We start from the raw sequence: 18,400 nt of genomic DNA on the forward strand, positions 1-18,400 counted from the left end.
GGCTTGTATTTCTTCGGAGATTATTTCATCCCGGGTCCCCCGAAGGGTCGCGCCGTTGCCGCTTAGCCACAACAGTATCAGCGACTTACGGCCAATACCCGGCTCTTTCGTAAGCATGGACTTGGAACGACGATATCGTTCTTGCTTGTCGAAGGTACACCTAAAAGTGTCTACTTACGTCGATTGGACATGAGAAATATACTGAAGATACGTAAGCATTAGTGGGTGGGGGGAACGGAAAATGAAACAAATAACGGCCACGCGGCAAAAGAGAGGGAGTCGTTGGTGGAAACGGCTGATCTTTGCGCTGCTCATCTTTTTCCTGGCTGCAGGGATATTGGAGCGGCCAGAGCAGGCCGCAGCGAGCTATCGACAAGTCGGCAGTTATACCTCATTTGAGGGAATGCCATTCAATGGGCCAAGGGGCATCGCGATCGATGAGAGCGGGAGGATCTATGTCGGGGAAAACGGGCAATCCCGTATCGTGGTGTATAACCCGGACGGGACTGAGAATGGGAAGATCGAAACATGGGGTCGTCCAGGATATATGGCGATCAAGGATGACATCCTCTACATGGTAGATGGATCATCGGTCAATCGCTATGATCTCAACAATAATTATCAACCCATTGGCGAGGACATCCCTGTAGGCTATCTGGTGGGCGGGGCCGTTTATGGAATGGCATTGGATAGCGAGGGGACAATGTACACCGCCGGCTATTATCACATGATGAGAGTGAGTCCCTCAGGTCAACCCTCCATCTATTTCGACTTCAGCACATCTAACAATACAACAGATGGCCAGGACGTTGCGATTGACGAAGAGGACAATCTCTATGTGATGTCTCATAGCTATGTCCATAAATTCGATAAGCATAAAAACCTGCTTGAAAGTTGGCATTTCGGGGGAAATTACCTGACCGGACTGGCTTATCACGATGGCGCTTTGTATGTAGCGATAAGCAATAGCAGCAGTGTCGGGTTCCGTAAAATATCGGCAACGGACGGCCGCACCCTTGGCGAACATATCTACGCTGAATATAACGATTCCGTGCATGGTCTCACGGTTCATCCGGTTACGAAGGATGTTTACCTCGTCTATCGGTACGGTGGCGTGCGGGTGTTCAAGGACGCGGGAACGACGGTGACGGCAGCGGCCAGCTCCGATTCCATCCAATACGGCGATGCAGTGACCTTTGATATCTCCGTGACAGCGAATAACGGGATCGGTACGCCGATGGGAACGGTCGCTTTGATGGACGGCAACATCAAGGTAGGCGAGGTCAACCTGGCGGGCGGAACAGCCAGTTATACGACATCCGCGCTGCATGGCGGTACCCGATCGATTACGGCGGTGTATCAAGGATCGGGCGATCACGCCCAGAGCATATCTGCAGCTATGGTGATCGAGGTTGCCAGGATGGCTAGCTCCATAACTGTACAAACCTCAAAGGCGAACACAACCTGGGGCGAGCCGGCCACATTCACGGCAACCGTGAACGGGGCAGGGCCCGGCGGCGAGGCTCCGACCGGATCGGTTATATTCAGCAGCGGGACAGATGTGCTCGGTTCAGGAACGCTGGACGGAGGACAGGCTGTCTTGACGAGCGACGATCTGGCTGTAGGTACACATACCATTACCGCGCATTTTGATGGGGACTCTGTGTTTGAGCCCAGCGACGGTACGGTCCTGCAGACCGTGGCCAAGGCCGAGTCCGTCGTCACTCCATATGCTGCCGAATACAGCGTTTTTGGGGAGAGAGTGAGTCTGATGGCATCTGTAGCAGTCTCGGCTCCGGGAGCCGGAATGCCCACCGGCGATGTGGCGTTTAAGAAGGGGATGACTACGCTAGGCGTAGCAACGTTAAGCGAGGGCTGGGCCACGCTGCTTGTTAGCGATATGGAGGTAGGTTCTCATACGATCACGGTTGAATATAGTGGAGACGGCTCTGTCGCGGGCTGCAGCAATACGATTAATCTGACGGTGGATAAGGCGAATACAAAGATCGATGTCGAATCTTCAAAGAACGGCATCCAGCCAGGAGAGAGCATCACATTTCAAGCAGATGTGACGGTCATGTCGCCGGGTGCCGGAGTACCGACTGGCAGCGTAACTTTCACAAACGGACAGACAACGCTAGGTGTTGCCCCATTAAGCGGGGGCAGTGCGACGCTGGATGTGGACAGTCTGGAAGTAGGCAGGCACACCATCACGGCGGAGTACAGCGGAGACCAATCCTTTGCATCTAGCAGAGGGACAGTGGAGCAGACGGTGAATAAGCTCGATACGACGATGGTGCTGACGGCACCGCCGGGTCCGGTCGTCTTCGGGGAAGCGCTGGTGTTCACGGCGGACGTATCCGCAGCCAGCGGCACGCCGGAGGGCACGGTAACGTTCCGGAACGGGGCTGCAGTGCTGGGCGTGGAAGAGCTGGCGGACGGCAAGGCGGTGTTGAGCGGCGTGGACGATCTGGGAGTCGGTGCGCACACAATTACGGCGGAGTACGACGGCTCGGGCCGGTACGCTGGAAGTGCAGATACGCTGCAGCAGGCCGTGGGTCAGGCGGGTACGTCGACCAGTGTGGCTACCTCGCAGGCCGCCAGCGTCTCTGGTGAGCGGGTGACGTTCACCGCCACGGTGACGGTGGAGGCGCCGGGTGCGGGGACGCCGGGCGGCAGTGTCACGTTCCGGAGCGGTACGGCCGTGCTGGACACAATCATGTTGGACAATGGCGAGGCGACGCTGGCAGTGAGCGATCTGGCTGTCGGTACGCACACGATCACGGCGGAATACACGGGCGACGATTCGTTCACGGGTAGCAGCGGCGATGTGGATCAGACGGTGGATCAGGCGGACACCGCGATCACCGTGTCTAGCTCGCAGGACACGAGCGTGTACGGTGAGCCGGTGACATTCACAGCGATGGTAACGGTCGAGGCGCCGGGGGCCGGAGTGCCGAGCGGCAACGTGACGTTCCGGAATGGAGCGGACACGCTGGATACCGTCACGTTAAGCGGTGGTGTGGCGACTGTGGAAGTGAGCGATCTGGCGGTCGGGACCCATACGATCACAGCGGAATACACGAGCGACGGCTCGTTCGCAGGCAGCAGCAGCACCGTGGATCAGACGGTGGACCAAGCGGCGGTGACGCTGGATGTCACGAGCTCCCGGAGCGTGAGCGTATACGGCGAAGAGGTGATGTTGACCGCGACGCTGATGGCCGCGCCGCCAGGAGCCGGAACACCGACCGGCAGCGTAACCTTCACAAACGGCTCGACAACGCTAGGTGTTGCCCCATTAAGCGGGGGCAGTGCGATGCTGGATGTGGACAGTCTGGAAGTAGGCACGCACACCATCACGGCGGAGTACAGCGGAGACCAATCCTTTGCATCTGGCAGCGGCACGGTGGAGCAGATGGTGAATAAGCTCGATACGACGATGGTGCTGACGGCACCGCCGGGTCCGGTCGTCTTCGGGGAAGCGCTGGTGTTCACGGCGGACGTGACCGCAGCCAGCGGCACGCCGGAGGGCACGGTAACGTTCCGGAACGGGGCTGCAGTGCTGGGCGTGGAAGAGCTGGCGGACGGCAAGGCGGTGTTGAGCGGCGTGGACGATCTGGGAGTCGGTACGCACACAATTACGGCGGAGTACGACGGCTCGGGCCGGTACGCTGGAAGTGCAGATACGCTGCAGCAGGCTGTGGGTCAGGCAGGTACGTCGACAAGTGTCGCGACCTTGCAGGCCGCCAGCGTCTCTGGTGAGCGGGTGACATTCACCGCCACGGTGACGGTCGCGGCGCCAGGTACGGGGACGCCGGGAGGCAGTGTCACGTTTAAGAACGGAGCAGCAGTGCTCGACACCGTAACGTTAGACGACGGTGAAGCGATCCTGGAAGTGAGCGATTTGCAAGTTGGCACGCATACGATTACGGCGGAATACACGGGTGACGATTCGTTCGCAGGCAGCAGCGGCGATGTGGATCAGACGGTGGGTAAGGCGGATACCGTGATCACCGTGTCTAGCTCGCAGGCCACCAGCGTCTCTGGCGAGCTGGTGACGTTCACGGCGACGGTGACGGTCGCAGCGCCGGGCTCGGGAATGCCGAGCGGCAGCGTGACATTCAGGAACGGAACGAAGGTATTGGATACTGTCCCCTTGGACAGTGGCTCGGCGACACTGGCGTTGTCCAATCTGGCGGTTGGTTCGCATACGATCACAGCGGAATACAGGGGCGATGACTCGTTCGGAGGCAGCAGCAGCACCGTGGATCAGACGGTGGACCAAGCGGCGGTGACGCTGGATGTCGCAAGCTCCCGGAGCGTGAGCGTATACGGGGAAGAGGTGACATTGACCGCGACGGTGACGGCGGTGGCACCAGGAGCGGGGACACCAACGGGCAGCGTAACTTTCTGGAACGATGGAGAGGCCATCGGGACGGCGCCGTTGTCAGGGGGAGAAGCCGCTGTTGCAACCAATGAGCTGGTTGTGGGCACGCACACCATCACGGCGGAGTACAGCGGAGACCAATCCTTTGCATCTGGCAGCGGCACGGTGGAGCAGACGGTGAATAAGCTCGATACGACGATGGTGCTGACGGTACCGCCGGGTCCGGTCGTCTTCGGGGAAGCGCTGGTGTTCACGGCGGACGTAGCCGCAGCCAGCGGCACGCCGGAGGGCACGGTAACGTTCCGGAACGGAGCTGCGGTGCTGGGCGTGGAAGAGCTGGCGGACGGCAAAGCGGTGTTGAGCGGCGTGGACGATCTGGCTGTCGGCACGCACACGATTACGGCGGAGTACGACGGCTCGGGCCGGTACGCTGGAAGTGCAGATACGCTGCAGCAGGCCGTGGGTCAGGCGGGTACGTCGACAAGTGTCGCGACCTCGCAGGCCGCCAGCGTCTCTGGTGAGCGGGTGACATTCACCGTCGCGGTGACGGTTGAGGCGCCAGGTGCGGGGACGCCGGGCGGCAGTGTCACGTTCCGGAGCGGTACGGCCGTGCTGGACACAATCATGTTGGACAATGGCGAGGCGACGCTGGCAGTGAGCGATCTGGCTGTCGGTACGCATACGATCACGGCGGAATACACGGGCGACGATTCGTTCACGGGCAGCAGCGGCGATGTGGATCAGACGGTGGATCAGGCGGACACCACGACGAGCGTTGCGACCTCGCAGGCCACCAGCGTCTCTGGCGAGCTGGTGACGTTCACGGCGACGGTGACGGTCGCAGCGCCGGGCTCGGGAATGCCGAGCGGCAGCGTGACGTTCCGGAATGGAGCGGACACGCTGGATACCGTCCCGTTAAGCGGTGGTGTGGCGACTGTGGAAGTGAGCGATCTGGCGGTCGGGACCCATACGATCACAGCGGAATACACGGGCGACGGCTCGTTCGGAGGCAGCAGCAGCACCGTGGATCAGACGGTGGACCAAGCGGAGGTGACGCTGGATGTCGCAAGCTCCCGGAGCGTGAGCGTATACGGGGAAGAGGTGACGTTGACAGCGATGGTGACGGCCGCGCCGCCGGGAGCCGGAGCGCCAATGGGCAGCGTAACCTTCGCAAACGGATCAACAACGCTAGGCGTTGCCCCATTAAGCGGGGGCAGTGCGACGCTGGATGTGGACAGTCTGGAAGTAGGCACGCACACCATCACGGTAGAATACAGCGGAGACAATTCCTTCGCTTCCGGCATCGGCGCCATAACACAAGAAGTTGTCAAGGCTGACTCGATCTTGGACGTAACGGCTTCTCTAGCAGAGGTCGTCTACGGCGAACGTGTGTCGATTACGGCAACAGTTGCAGCTGCTGTCTCCGGCAAGGGGACACCGACGGGCACCGTGACGCTGCAACTAGGTACAGATCTGATAGGGTCAGGCGCGTTGGAGGACGGCGTATGGATGCTGCTTACGGACGTTCTGCCTGTAGGGAACCATCTGATCGATGTCCACTACAGCGGGGATCGATCGTATGCCCCGGCCAGCCAGACGGTCGCGGTGACTGTACACAAGGCGGACTCCATAACCGATGCTGTAATCTCGTCAGAGACGAGCGTGGCAGGTGAGACGGTATCGATCACAGCCAAAGTCGGAGCAGATGCTCCAGGCAGCGGTATGCCGTCCGGCGCAGTAGCACTCCATAACGGCACCGAAACGGTAGGTACTGGCGTGCTGGTCGACGGGGAAGCTGTCATCGCCATCGATGAGCTGCCTGTCGGCACCTACACCTTGGAGCTATCATACAACGGTGACGAGTTCTTCAAGGCCAGCACATCCAGCCCGTTGACGCTCACGGTTGGCCAGGGGCAGACGACAGCCTCCGTCAAGGCGAATGGGGGGAATATCGCTGCGGGCAGTCCTGTTGCCTTGACAGCAGAGATCCTTGCAGTCTCGCCTGCGGCCGGTGGGCTGACTGGGACGGTCACCTTTTTCGACCAGCATGACGAGATCGGCGAAGTGGTCATAACTGCGGCAGATCATGGCGTCGCTGAGCTTCGTTTTCCGCAAGGCTGGCGTGCCGGACGTTATGAGATCTCGGTTGAATACACGGGGGATGAGAGCTTTTATGGAAGTGAGTCCGAATCTTTTGCACTGGTAGTGAATGCCCCGGTGTCCCCGCCGTCGTTGCCTCCATTCCCACCATCCGCTCCGGAGTTGCCCGCAGGGGACACAGTGGATCCCATTGTGAATAGGGAAGGGAATATTGTTATTCCGCCTGGAGGAACCGGAACTGTCAGCCTCGGTGAGCGGATATCGGTGTCCATACCGGGAGAGATGAGCGATACAGAAATAAGCATGACGATAGAGGAAGTCGCGGCAAGCGCCGAACGGGTTTTGTCGCCCCATACACTGGTCAGCAGTATCTACGAAATTCTCTCTAACCTGGAAGGGACGTTCAACAAAGCTATTACGATATCGTTCGTATTCGACTCCTCCAGACTGACTTCGGAGGACATGGTGTCCATCTTCTATTATGATGAAGACGAGCAAGTATGGATCGATATCGGCGGTGTCATCGACGGGAATACGATCTCCGTATCTGTAGACCATCTCACCAAGTTCGCAGTATTCGCCGTTGATAAGAGGGAGACGGAGATTCCGTCTCTGGAAAGCGTGACCTTCACCGACACGGGAAGCCATTGGGGAGGAGACACGATACGCCGAGCGGCAGCTAAGGGCGTCGTGAACGGCTACCCGGACGGCAGCTTCCGTCCGGATCATCCTGTTACGCGGGCCGAGTTCCTCGTCATGCTATCCAGTGTGGTGCAGATGCCAGAATCAAGCGATGCGCGGATGGCATTCACGGATGATGCCAAGATCGGCGCGTGGGCCCAGTCTGCAGTCTATGCCTCACAGCAAGCAGGTATCGTCACCGGATATAGTGATGGCAGCTTCCGTCCGGAAGCGCCGATCACACGGGTGGAGATGGCCATGATGGTGGCGCGTGCGCTTGGGCTGGGGGTCGACGCCATTCGACCGACGGACTTTGCGGATGATAGCCTGATCCCGCAGTGGGCCAAAGGCGCGGCAGCGTCTGTGCGTGGAGCCGGCTTGATCACCGCGCTCAGACAACAGGTTTGCGCCCTATGACCCGACTACGCGTGCTGAGGCAGCGACGATCCTCATGCGTGTGTTGGAGCCGTAAACGGTATAAGCGGTTGCCCTAGCCACAAGGTCAGAGCAACCGCTTTTCTTAGATTCGCCAGGCAAATCGGTCGATCACCGCGCTCCAAGGTGCTGCCCTCCAGCTGTAACAAATTGCACTAAGGCAGCTCGATTTGCACATACAGCGCGCGCTAGCAGGGCACGTAGCTGCTTCCCTAGACGCGCATGCTGATCTTCTGGCTGCAGCTGCGCAGCTTCAGGGCGTAGGCTTGGGTGGTGCTGTCGTCCATGCGCAGGGATGGGCCGGAGATGCTCATGCCGCCTAGCAGCGAGCCGTCGCGCTTGAAGACAGGGACGCCGACGCACTTGATCCCGAATTCATGCTCCATGTTGTCGATGCTGTAGCCACGGCTGCGTATCGTGTCCAGCTCGTGCAGCAAAGCGCTTCGATCGGTGATTGTGTTGGGCGTGTGCGCCGTCATACTCTGCATGCCGATCGCCTTCATCGCCTCATCAGGCGGTAGATACGCCAGGATGGCTTTGCCTAGCGAGGTGCAATACATCTCGGCCGTCTCGCCCGTCATCGAGCGCACGCTGTAGGAGTTGGCCGGGTACACGCCTTCGAGGTACAGCACATGCGGTATGCGGGGGACCGCAAAATAGACGACTTCGTTCACCTCGGAGGACAGCTCGCTTAGCGGCGGATAGATCATATTGTGCAACCCGAGGCTGGAGTTGATAACGAATGCCAGCTCCAGGATCTTCATCCCGAGCCGGTATTTCCCGGACTCGGGGTTACGCTCGATGTAACCGCATTGCTCGAACGTCGACACGATGTTATGCACATTGCTTTTATACAGCCCCAGCTTCTCGCCGATTTCGGAGATGCCGAGTTCCGGCGCGGACACCGAAAATATCTCCAACACATCCAGCGCCTTTTTTAAGGTCTTCACCTTAGGTTCTTCAGCCATCATTAAACTCCTTTGAAGTGAAATTCTAAATATTAGAACGTCATTCTATTATGAACGATTGGTTTGACCGATGTAAAGCATAAATTGAAACAGGGAAGAAATTCGTCGTTTCTTGAAATAGAGTAAAATTGTGCGGAAAAGAGGGAGTATTTTAAGATTTGAAAGGGTTTACAATTAGAGTGGTGCGTGATATTATAAGTAAGCGATTAATATTTTATAGAACACCGTTCTAAATTAGAGAACAAAGAGGTGAAGATGGTTGCAGCAAATCCGAAATGGCGTATGGCCGACGATGATTACGCCGTTCGCCGAGACGGGCGAGATTGATTATCCTGCAGTGCAGCGGCTTCTGGAGTTTTATGATAGGCGCGGGGCGGCCGGCGTGTTCGCGGTCTGCCAATCCAGCGAGATGTTCCGTCTTGAGCTGGAGGAGCGAGCGGCGCTCGTGCGCTTCATTGTCGAGCACGCCCCGGAAGGCATGCAGGTGGTCGTATCGGGCCATATTGCCGACACGCTGGAGCAACAGGTGCGCGAGGCCGAGGCGATCATGTGCGAGGGCGTGAGTGCGTACGTCATCCTGCCCAATCGCTTCGCTGCGGAGGACGAGGACGACGAGCGGCTGATTGCGAATATGGAAGCGTTTTTAGAGGCTTTTCCATCCGTTCCGCTCGGCCTCTACGAGTGTCCGTATCCCTACAAGCGGGTACTGACGCCGCGGGTGCTGCAGGCGTGCATGGCGTCGGGGCGCTTCTTGTTCCTCAAGGATACTTGCTCCGAGCTCGGCCAGATGAGCGAAAAGCTGCGGCTGCTCGAAGGCTCCGGGATCAAGCTGTATAACGCCAACAGCGCCACGTTGCTGGAGAGCCTGCGGCTCGGAGCGTCAGGCTATAGCGGCGTCATGGCCAACTTTCATCCGGAGCTGTACGACTGGCTATGCCGCCAATATCACGACGAACCGAAGGAGGCGGAGCGGCTGCAGCAGTTCCTTGGCGTATGCTCGTTGGCTGAGTACCAGTACTATCCGGTCAACGCCAAGTACAGTTTGGCGCTGCAGGAGGTGCCGCTGGGGCTCAGCAGCCGCGTCCTCGATGCGGACGGCTTCGCGGCGTCGAAGCAATTGGAGATCCGTCAACTGGTCGAGCTGGCGACGCGAATGCGGCAGTCGCTGCGCATCACGGTGACGTAACGCGCTAGGCACAAGACAAAGGGAGGTTACGCAAATGATTGGAAAACGTATGCGCTTCATCGGTGGAGTCGCACTGTCGCTGGTGCTGGTGGCCGGTATCGGCGCGGGCTGCTCGAACAATGCGGGCGAGGCACAGCCGGCAGCGGAGAGCGGGGAAAACACGTCCGGACTACCGGACGGTGGCATGACTAATCTCGAAGGCTACCCGATTACGAAGGAGCCAATCACGATCACGGCTGCCGTCACCTACGGCTCGCTGCGTCCGGAGATGGATACGACGGCGATCTGGGATTATGTCGAGGAGAAGACGAACATCCGGGTGGAGGTCGAGATCGTCAAAGACAAGGATAAGGCGGACCTGATGTTCGCGAGCGGGGACTTCCCGGATCTGATCATGAATGTGGGCATCAATCCGAATCAGATGGCCAACGCCGTCGAGGGCGGCAGCTTCGTGGAGATGAAGCCGCTGCTGGAGGAATACGCGCCGACTTGGAACAAGTTTATGGAGGATAATCCGCTCGTCTATAACGGCTCGCTCGCCACCAACGGCAAGCTGTACAGCCTGCCGTACATCGATTTTGCGCCATTTGACCGCGATCTGCGCGACCAATGGATTATCATGGGCAACTGGCTGGAAGAGCTGAACCTGCCGGTACCGCAGACGACGGAGGAATTCAAGGAAGCGCTCATCGCCATCAAGGCCAATGCGGGCAAAGGCTCGATTCCTGAGGATGTCATTCCGTATTACATCTACTTCGACAACTACGTCGGCGGCCAGTTCGATATCTACGGCAGCTTCGGCGTCTATGTCACCGACCCGGACTATGTCGTCGTCGAGGACGGTGTCGTCAAGGACCAGTCGACCAATCCGGCGATCAAGGAGCCGCTCAAGTATCTGCGCGGCCTGTATGCGGAAGGGTTGATTCCGCCAGAGGTCTTTACCGACGACTTTACGACGTACGCCTCCAAGATCAGCTCCAATCCGCCGATCGTCGCAGCCTATCACTCCTATGCCAACCGGCAGCCGGAGATCGGCGTGCCGATGGGGCCGCTGGATAGCGGCAACGGCCAAGAGCCGCTGCTGCGCAGTCAGGCGTACATGCCCGGGCCGGCCCATACCGCGATCATCACCTCGAACAACAAGTATCCGGTCGCTACGGTCCGGTTGCTGGAGGCGATCGCATCGGACACCGAGCTCGGCTTGACCGTCAGCCGGGGCACCAAGGGCATCGTGTGGGATACGGATGAGGAAGGCAAGGCGCACCAGATCTTCTGGGAGGAGTCGCCGGAGCAGATGGCCGCCAATGCGGGCGAGCTCGGCCTGCACAACTCGTTCGTGGCGCTCAAGGACCAGCGCTTCTACGACGAGATCTGGAAGGAGCTCTCCTATGATGTGGAGAATTCTCGAGGCTGGGCGTATCAGAACGTGTACAAGGACGTGGTCCTGCCCAATGAGATGGTCTACGTGCAGGGCGCGCTCGGTCAGGACGATATCAACATGCTGAATCAGTACAAGACCGATCTGACGAATTACCGTAAGGCGATGTTCGCCGACTTCATCACAGGCAACCAGGATATCGACGCCTCCTGGGACACCTATGTGGCCCATATGAAGCAGCTCGGGCTGGATGCCTTCATCGAGCTGAAGCAAAAAGCGTACGATGTCATCGCCAAGTAACGCGAGAGGAGGGGGAGAAGCGTGGACAGAGCCCATCGTACCGAACCGACGGTCAAAAAGCAAAACAAATCCCTCGGGTTCCGCATCTGGAAAAGCCGCGAGCTGTATCTGTTCCTGCTGCCCGCCGTCGCTTTGGTTATCGTGTTCAACTATTTTCCGATGTACGGCATCACGGTGGCCTTCAAGGATTTCAAGCCGCATCTGGGCATCATGGGCAGTCCGTGGGCCGGCCTGAAGTATTTCGACCGCTTTTTCGACATGCCGATGTTCAGCGTCATTCTCAAAAATACGCTTCTGCTCAGCTTTTATATGCTGATTGCATCGTTTCCGCTGCCGATCATTCTGGCGCTGGCGCTCAACAGCACGCCGAGTCAACGGCTCAAAAAAATCGTGCAGACGATCACTTATGCGCCTCATTTCATCTCCATTGTCATCATCGTCGGCATGCTCAACATCTTCTTCTCGCCTTCGATGGGCATCGTGCGCAATCTGCTCGCCGGACTGGGGCTGATGGACGGCAATCTCGACGTGCTGATGAATGCGTCCAGCTTCCCGCATCTGTATGTGTGGAGCGGTGTGTGGCAGACGCTGGGGTGGAGCAGCATTATCTACCTCGGTGCGCTCAGCGCGGTAGACCCGGCCTTGCACGAATCGGCGGTCATCGACGGGGCGAGCAAGTTCCAGCGTGTCTTCCGCATCGATCTGCCGCTCATTCTGCCGACGATCGTCATTCTGCTCATCCTGGAATCGGGCACGATCATGAATATCGGCTTCGAGAAGGTGTTCCTGATGCAGAATGCGTTCAACCTGAGCGCAAGCGAGGTCATCAATACGTACGTGTACAAGGTCGGCATACGGGAAGCGCAGTACAGCCTTTCCTCCGCGATCGGCCTGTTCAATTCGGGCATCAATTTCATTCTGATCCTGCTGGTGAATCAGGTCAGCCGGCGGCTCGGTCAGGAATCGCTATGGTAAGGGAGGGAGTGCTGTATGTCGACCGCCATCAAATCCACGTCGCGGGATCGGCTCTATGACATCATCAACACGGTAGTGCTGCTCGTACTGCTGCTCATTGTGGCCTATCCGCTGTATTTCGTCATTATTGCCTCCATAAGCGATCCAAAGCTGGTCGCCACCGGTCGCGTCCTGCTGTGGCCGCAGAACTTCAGCTTCAAAGGGTATATGGAGGTCATAAATTATTCGCCGATCTGGACGGGGTATCGAAATACACTAATCTATACGACGTTGTTCACCCTGATCTCCGTGCTGGTCAGCCTGCTGGCCGGTTACGCGCTGGCGCGCAAGCCGTTCCCTGGCAAGACGGCGATCACCGCGTTCCTGCTGTTCACGATGTTCTTCAACGGCGGTCTCATCCCGACCTACCTGCTGATGCGAGAGATCGGGCTGTACGGCAATCCCGCGATCATCGTGCTGCTGGGCGCGGTCAATGTGACCAATATCATCATCAGTCGCACGTTCATCAGGTCGTCGATTCCCGAAGAACTGTTCGAAGCGGCCTCGATCGATGGCTGCTCGCACTTCTCGTTTTTCTTCCGGATCGTCATGCCGGTGTCGCAGGCGCTGATCGCGGTGTTGGTGCTCTTCGCCGCGGTCAGCCTGGAACTCCTGGTTCAACGCGATGATCTATCTGAACAAGGAGGCGCATATGCCGCTGCAGATGGTGCTGCGCGATCTGATCGTCAGCCAGTCCGCGCTCAGCACTGCCAGCAATACGGACAGTATGGGCGGCGACGCGGCGGCGCAGATCTATCTCGTGGAGTCGATGCGGTACGCAGTCATTATCGTCTCGACGCTGCCGATCATGTGCTTCTATCCGTTCGTGCAGAAGTACTTCGTCAAGGGCGTCATGATCGGCTCGGTCAAAGGGTAGAAATTAGGGAGGTTATCTTCATATGAGAGGTCAATCGGCTTGGCACTATCGTCCGTACAGCCCGCTCGACCGGATCAGCAGCCGTACGCTGCCTTATATCTGCCGGCTGGCGCCTGGCGAGCGGGAGCTCGCGCTGGAATGGTTTGACAAGGGTAGCAACGGCACATATGCGCATGCGCTGTACTACCGCCTGCGCGGGGCCGACGCGCCGTATGCGCGTCTCGAGCTGAAGGGGGCGGAAGCGGTCCTGCATGGGCTCGAGCCGCAGCGCGACTACGAGCTGTACGTCGAGCGGCTGGACGGCAGCGGGCGCAGCGCGGTCCGGCTCGCCCGCACCGGCGCCGCCGTCGGCGCGGTCATCAATTACTTGCACCCGGAGGACGAGATCTACGCCTTCTCCGGCCGCAGTCTGTGCAGCCCTTCGCTCGTGCGGCTGCCGGGCGGTGCGCTGCTCGCGGCGATGGACGTCTTCGCTGGCGGTGCGCCGCAGAATCTGACGCTGCTCTACCGCTCCGACGACGACGGCGCGAGCTGGCGCTACGTCACCGAGCTGTTCCCGTGCTTTTGGGGTAAGCTGTTCGTCTGGAAGGATACGTTGTATATGCTGGCGCATGCGACGGAATACGGCGATCTGATGATCGGCGCTTCGCATGACGAAGGTCTGACATGGAGCACGCCAGTCACGATCCTGCCAGGAGCGGGCTCCAAGGTCGATCGCGGCCCGCACAAGGCACCGATGCCGGTGATCGCGGCGGGCGGCCGGCTGCATACGGCGATCGACTATGGCTCGTGGTCGACCGGCGGGCATGCGAATGGGCTGCTGTCCATCGACGGCGAGGCCGATCTGCTGGTCGCGGACAATTGGCGCTGCACGACATTCCTGGCTTACGATCCAGGCTGGGAGGGGGCGGTAGCCGGCAAGTGCGGCGGCGGCCTAGAGGGCAACGCGGTCGTCGGGGTCGACGGCGCGCTGTACAATGTGCTGCGCTATCAGATGAACGGATGCGAGCCCGCCTACGGCAAGGCGCTGGTGCTGCGCGGCGATCTGGACGAGCCGGAAGCGCCCTTGCGCTTTCACGGCATCGTTGACTTCAACGGCGGCAGCAACTCCAAGTTCGATCTGCTCTACGACGCGCCGTCGGACGCTTATTGGTCGATCGTCAGCGAAGTGGTGGACGAGGCAACGCCGAATCAGCGTAATGTGCTGTCGCTGGCCGTCTCGCGCGATCTGCAGCGCTTCGAGATCGTGAAGCGGCTGCTCGATTATCGCGAGGAGGATCCGCGCCAGGTCGGATTCCAGTACGTCAGCTTCCTGATCGACGGCGCCGATATTCTGTACCAGTGCCGCACGGCGATGAACGGCGCCCGTAATTTTCACGATGCGAATTATGCGACGTTTCACCGGATTGCGGACTTCCGCCGCTACGTTCCCCGGTAGTCGAGAGCTTAGCGCAATCATTAGGTCTAGAGATAGGCTCCGTCCCTTGGTTAGGATCATTAGGACCTTCGATCGCAATAGATATATTTTCTAGACTTACAACTGCCCGCAGAGAGGTATTCGAGCATTTGATGGATGAAGCCTTGTGGCATGATGCATGGTTACCCGGTTGCACGTTTATTGTACGGGGGATTGCAGGCCGGTGAAATACAATGGTTTTGAGGTCATAACAATAAATTAAGGTGCTGCTCCGGAAGGGGGGCGGCAGGTGCGTACGCTGGCTGACCGCGAAGAAGACCCCAAGCGCCCGGATGAGGGGGGCTTGGGGTCTTGACTGGTCAAGCTGTGTATCAAACACAAGTGAACGCGCCGTCGATGATAAAGTCTCCGCCTGTCGCAAAGGAGCTGGCATCCCCGGCCAGATAGACGGCAATCGCCTGGAGCTCGTCCGGGCGTCCCATGCGGCGCATGGGCGACATGGCGTTCCACTGCTCGATGAGCGACGTCAGCGCGGGGGAGTTCAGGATCAATTCGGTACCGATATAGCCCGGGCTTATGCTATTCACGCGGATGCCCTGCTCGGCCCATTCCACAGCAAGCGACTTCGTCAGCTGGATCACGCCCGCTTTGGAGGCATTGTACGAGCACTGCGGCTGCGGGATGTTGACGATATGGGCCGACATGGAGGCGGTGGTGATGATCGAACCGCCGTGCCCCTGCTTCAGCATCTGCTTCCCGGCGGCCTGGGCAGTAAGAAATACGCCGCTGAGATTGATATCGATGACTTTGCTCCATTGCTCATAGGTCATCTCCGACGCGGGGGCGTTGATGCAGATCCCGGCGTTGCAGAACGCGATATCCAACTTCCCGAACGACGCTATAATCTCTTCCATCATCGCGCCCACGTCGGCGGGGCTGGTGACGTCCGTCTTCACCGCGATTGCCTGCCGGCCCAATACCCGCAGCTCCTCCGCTGTCCGCTGAGCTTCTTCTATATCCAGATCGACGATCGCCACATCGGCTCCAGCTTCCGCCAGCGCAGTGGCAATACTTTTACCGATGCCTCTCGCACCGCCGGTCACGAACGCCGCTTTGCCGTCCAGTCTCATTTTCTCCAGAATTCCCATATCTACTCCTCGCTTTCGGCCGCTAGTTGAATTCGCTTTCAACCGTCATTATACCTCAAAATCGGCGTTGTCCGAAAATAAACTTGACTGTTCGACCGAACAGTCGTATTATAAAGACATTCAATACTGGCTGTTCGAACAAACAGTATAAGGGGTGCAGTGAGATGACGGACACAAAGTCCCCACATCAGGATGAACGCAAGCAGGCCATTATGCAGGCGGCTTTCACATTATTCGGCCAAGTGGGGTATCCTAAAGCGACAATGAAGGAGATCGCAGCCCGAGCGGGGGTGGCTCAAGGACTGATCGGCTACCACTTCGGCACTAAGGAGACGCTGCTGGTCGAGGTGGTGAGGGAGTGGATGATCAACCGGGGGATGAAGGCCGCTTTTTCCAAGATTGATCAACAGGCGACGCCGGAGGCGATGCTGGCCCAAGGCCTGCTCCATGTCGTAGAGTTCCGCAAGGCGAACCCTGAGTGGTTCGCACTGCTCATCAGCCTGTGGACGGAGAGCGTAGTGAGCGAGAAGCTGGCGGGGGAGCTGCTGGCGATCTACAAGGAGATGAAGCTGGGGATTGTGGCGATCCTGGACCGGCTGGAGCTGCCGCTCAGCAGCGAGGAGAAGTCAAGCCTGGCGGGATTGCTGCAGGCGGTGTTTGACGGACTGACGCTGCAGGCGCCGACGCTGCTGTGCCCGGAGCCGCTCTCGCATGAGCAGGTGTCACGCGGCATCGGATGGATGCTGGGAGGGATTCGGGCGGCAGCCCGGGAGAAGGGAGACGATTCGCGATGAACCAGAGATTGATTCAACTTGAGGGCTTGATCGTTTTGGGGCTGGCCATCTATTTTTACTTTTCCAGCGGTTACGGTTGGGCGATGTTCCTGCTGCTGCTGTTCGTGCCGGATCTGTCCATGATCGGTTATGCCGTGAACAACAAGGTAGGCGCTTACGTGTATAATGCCGCACATACGTACACCGTCCCGCTGCTGCTTCTGCTGGTAGGTCTGCTTTTGTCCGCCGGCTGGCTGATGATGATCGGCTTCATCTGGGTGGCGCATATCGGGATGGACCGGATGCTGGGCTTCGGCCTGAAGTACGAGACGGGCTTCAAGGATACGCATCTGCAGCGGTTATGATGAGACGATAGAAAAGCCGCGAGCGGCGCAGATATTTCCCTGCGCCGCTTCGTGCTACCCCTTGAACCAGTGCCGAGCTGCAAAATCTGCGAAGGAAGTTGGCGGCGTGCCTGTCATGGCCTCGACCTCTCCGGTAATCCGGTCCTCTGCGCCGGCCGCAATCCATTGATCGGCTTGGGCGAGCATATGAGCGAATGCTGCCGGCAGACCAGAGTCGATATGGATCTGCTCCAGCTCTTGGACGGACACCTGTTGATGTTGAACCGGAGACGTTCGGACGGAGCTGATGATCCGTGCGATATCCTCATAGCTTAGCGTCTCGGGCCCGGTCAGGAGGAGATCACGATTGAGCGGGAGCTCAGATAGTAGAGCGTGCGCAGCGGTGCGCGCGATGTCCCTCGCATCGATGAAGGCGACTCGACCACTGCCGGTGGCCGTGCGGATCAGATGCTCTTCGCGGATGCTATGGCTGTGGGGGTGCGCTCCGGCGAAGTTCTGCATGAACCAGCTCGGCCGGAGCACAGCCCACTCCGGGAAGAGGTCTGGCAGCGCATCGTGGATCTGGCCCAGACCGCTGTCGCCGCGTTCGATCACAGTGGCGCTGAGCAGTACGACCCGGCGGACGCCAGCGGCGCGCGCTTGCGTCAGAAACGGCATCATCACCGGTACCGAATCCAGGACGCCGGTAGGCGGCACCAAGTACATGCGGTCTATGCCTTGCAATACCTGTTCGTATGTCGAAGGATCATGCCAGTCAAAAGTTACGGATGTGATCAGCGTTCGGTCTCCCGAGCCTGGCTGTCCGCTGCGGCTGGCTGCCCGTACCGGGACGCCTTGCTCGGACAGGATGGCGGCAAGGGCGCCGCCTGTGTTGCCTGTAGCGCCGGTGACAAGGATGTGGGGATGGCGATTCATGCGGATTCCTCCTGACCAGGGGCGCCTATGGCTGTAAGCGGATTGAAATAATCTCGCTGCAGACAGATGCGTCCTCCTCTTGTCTGGAGTACAACCACATAGCTGTTGTTGTATGTCTCTCCTGTCGTCTGCACCGTTCCGCTTGCCGTCAGTTCGGCCACAACCCAGTCGGGATCCAGCATCGGATGGATCAGGACGTCTGTGAAGCTGTTGAAGTCGATGCGGCCGGGCGTCGTTTGATAGTAGGCGAGGATCTCGGCTTTGCTAGCAAGACGTTTGGGTTTTCCAGGCGGGTTGAAGGGCAGCTCGAGCACGGCATCTTCGTCCAATAGCGCGATCCATGGCAGCGGATCATTGGCCCGGAAGCCAGCCAAGGCCTGCTCGAAGACTTGGACGGCTCCGGAGAGCTCTTGGACCTGATCGTTGGATTTGTCGTTATTCATAGGTGGACGTCCT

At 58.9% G+C, this 18,400-nt stretch carries 12 protein-coding genes; 8 read left to right on the plus strand and 4 right to left on the minus strand.

Going from position 1 to position 18,400, the window contains the following annotated elements; translation table 11 throughout:
• The first annotated feature begins 241 nt into the window (after positions 1-241).
• Positions 242-7,585: an Ig-like domain repeat protein gene (locus ABC336_RS15445; protein WP_413239475.1), complete on the plus strand. Its 7,344-nt coding sequence runs from the start codon at positions 242-244 to the stop codon at positions 7,583-7,585.
• 230 nt (positions 7,586-7,815) lie between these two features.
• Here the strand turns inward: ABC336_RS15445 and ABC336_RS15450 are convergent, their stop codons facing one another.
• The gene (locus ABC336_RS15450; RefSeq protein ID WP_413239476.1) at positions 7,816-8,553 is read right to left on the minus strand and encodes an IclR family transcriptional regulator; all 738 of its coding nucleotides are present in this window, start codon (positions 8,551-8,553) and stop codon (positions 7,816-7,818) included.
• A 277-nt stretch (positions 8,554-8,830) separates the two neighbouring features.
• Between ABC336_RS15450 and ABC336_RS15455 the strand changes: the two genes are divergently transcribed.
• Genes ABC336_RS15455 through ABC336_RS15475 form a run of 5 tightly spaced genes read left to right on the plus strand, consistent with a single transcriptional unit; the run spans position 8,831 to position 14,764 of the window.
• Positions 8,831-9,757 carry a dihydrodipicolinate synthase family protein gene (locus ABC336_RS15455; RefSeq protein ID WP_413239477.1) on the plus strand — a complete coding sequence of 309 codons (927 nt, stop codon included), beginning with the start codon at positions 8,831-8,833 and terminating at the stop codon, positions 9,755-9,757.
• A 34-nt stretch (positions 9,758-9,791) separates the two neighbouring features.
• Positions 9,792-11,435, plus strand: coding sequence for a type 2 periplasmic-binding domain-containing protein (locus ABC336_RS15460; protein ID WP_413239478.1), 1,644 nt, complete (start codon positions 9,792-9,794; stop codon positions 11,433-11,435).
• Positions 11,436-11,456: 21 nt separating this feature from the next.
• Complete coding sequence (locus ABC336_RS15465; protein WP_413239479.1) at positions 11,457-12,410, plus strand: ABC transporter permease; 954 nt, start codon at positions 11,457-11,459, stop codon at positions 12,408-12,410.
• 15 nt (positions 12,411-12,425) lie between these two features.
• The gene (locus tag ABC336_RS15470) at positions 12,426-13,352 is read left to right on the plus strand and encodes a carbohydrate ABC transporter permease (protein WP_413239480.1); all 927 of its coding nucleotides are present in this window, start codon (positions 12,426-12,428) and stop codon (positions 13,350-13,352) included.
• Positions 13,349-14,764, plus strand: a complete 1,416-nt coding sequence (locus ABC336_RS15475) for a sialidase family protein (protein ID WP_413239481.1) — start codon at positions 13,349-13,351, stop codon at positions 14,762-14,764. Before ABC336_RS15470 ends, ABC336_RS15475 begins: the two co-directional genes overlap by 4 nt.
• Positions 14,765-15,114: 350 nt before the next feature.
• Here the strand turns inward: ABC336_RS15475 and ABC336_RS15480 are convergent, their stop codons facing one another.
• Positions 15,115-15,891: an SDR family oxidoreductase gene (locus ABC336_RS15480; protein ID WP_413239482.1), complete on the minus strand. Its 777-nt coding sequence runs from the start codon at positions 15,889-15,891 to the stop codon at positions 15,115-15,117.
• Between the two features lie 164 nt (positions 15,892-16,055).
• On the opposite strand from ABC336_RS15480, the gene ABC336_RS15485 reads away from it, so the two are divergent.
• Positions 16,056-16,685: a TetR/AcrR family transcriptional regulator gene (locus ABC336_RS15485; protein WP_413239483.1), complete on the plus strand. Its 630-nt coding sequence runs from the start codon at positions 16,056-16,058 to the stop codon at positions 16,683-16,685.
• On the plus strand, positions 16,682-17,029 hold the full coding sequence (locus ABC336_RS15490; RefSeq protein ID WP_413239484.1) for a DUF4260 domain-containing protein: 348 nt from the start codon (positions 16,682-16,684) through the stop codon (positions 17,027-17,029). Before ABC336_RS15485 ends, ABC336_RS15490 begins: the two co-directional genes overlap by 4 nt.
• A gap of 54 nt (positions 17,030-17,083) precedes the next feature.
• Here ABC336_RS15490 and ABC336_RS15495 read toward each other — a convergent pair whose 3' ends face one another.
• Both ABC336_RS15495 and ABC336_RS15500 read right to left on the minus strand, forming a co-directional pair.
• On the minus strand, positions 17,084-17,944 hold the full coding sequence (locus ABC336_RS15495) for an NmrA family NAD(P)-binding protein (RefSeq protein ID WP_413239485.1): 861 nt from the start codon (positions 17,942-17,944) through the stop codon (positions 17,084-17,086).
• Positions 17,941-18,387 carry a nuclear transport factor 2 family protein gene (locus ABC336_RS15500; protein WP_413239486.1) on the minus strand — a complete coding sequence of 149 codons (447 nt, stop codon included), beginning with the start codon at positions 18,385-18,387 and terminating at the stop codon, positions 17,941-17,943. Before ABC336_RS15500 ends, ABC336_RS15495 begins: the two co-directional genes overlap by 4 nt.
• Positions 18,388-18,400 lie beyond the last annotated feature (13 nt).

The organism is Paenibacillus jepli, from assembly GCF_047238105.1.
Taxonomy (GTDB): Bacteria; Bacillota; Bacilli; order Paenibacillales; family Paenibacillaceae; genus Paenibacillus_D.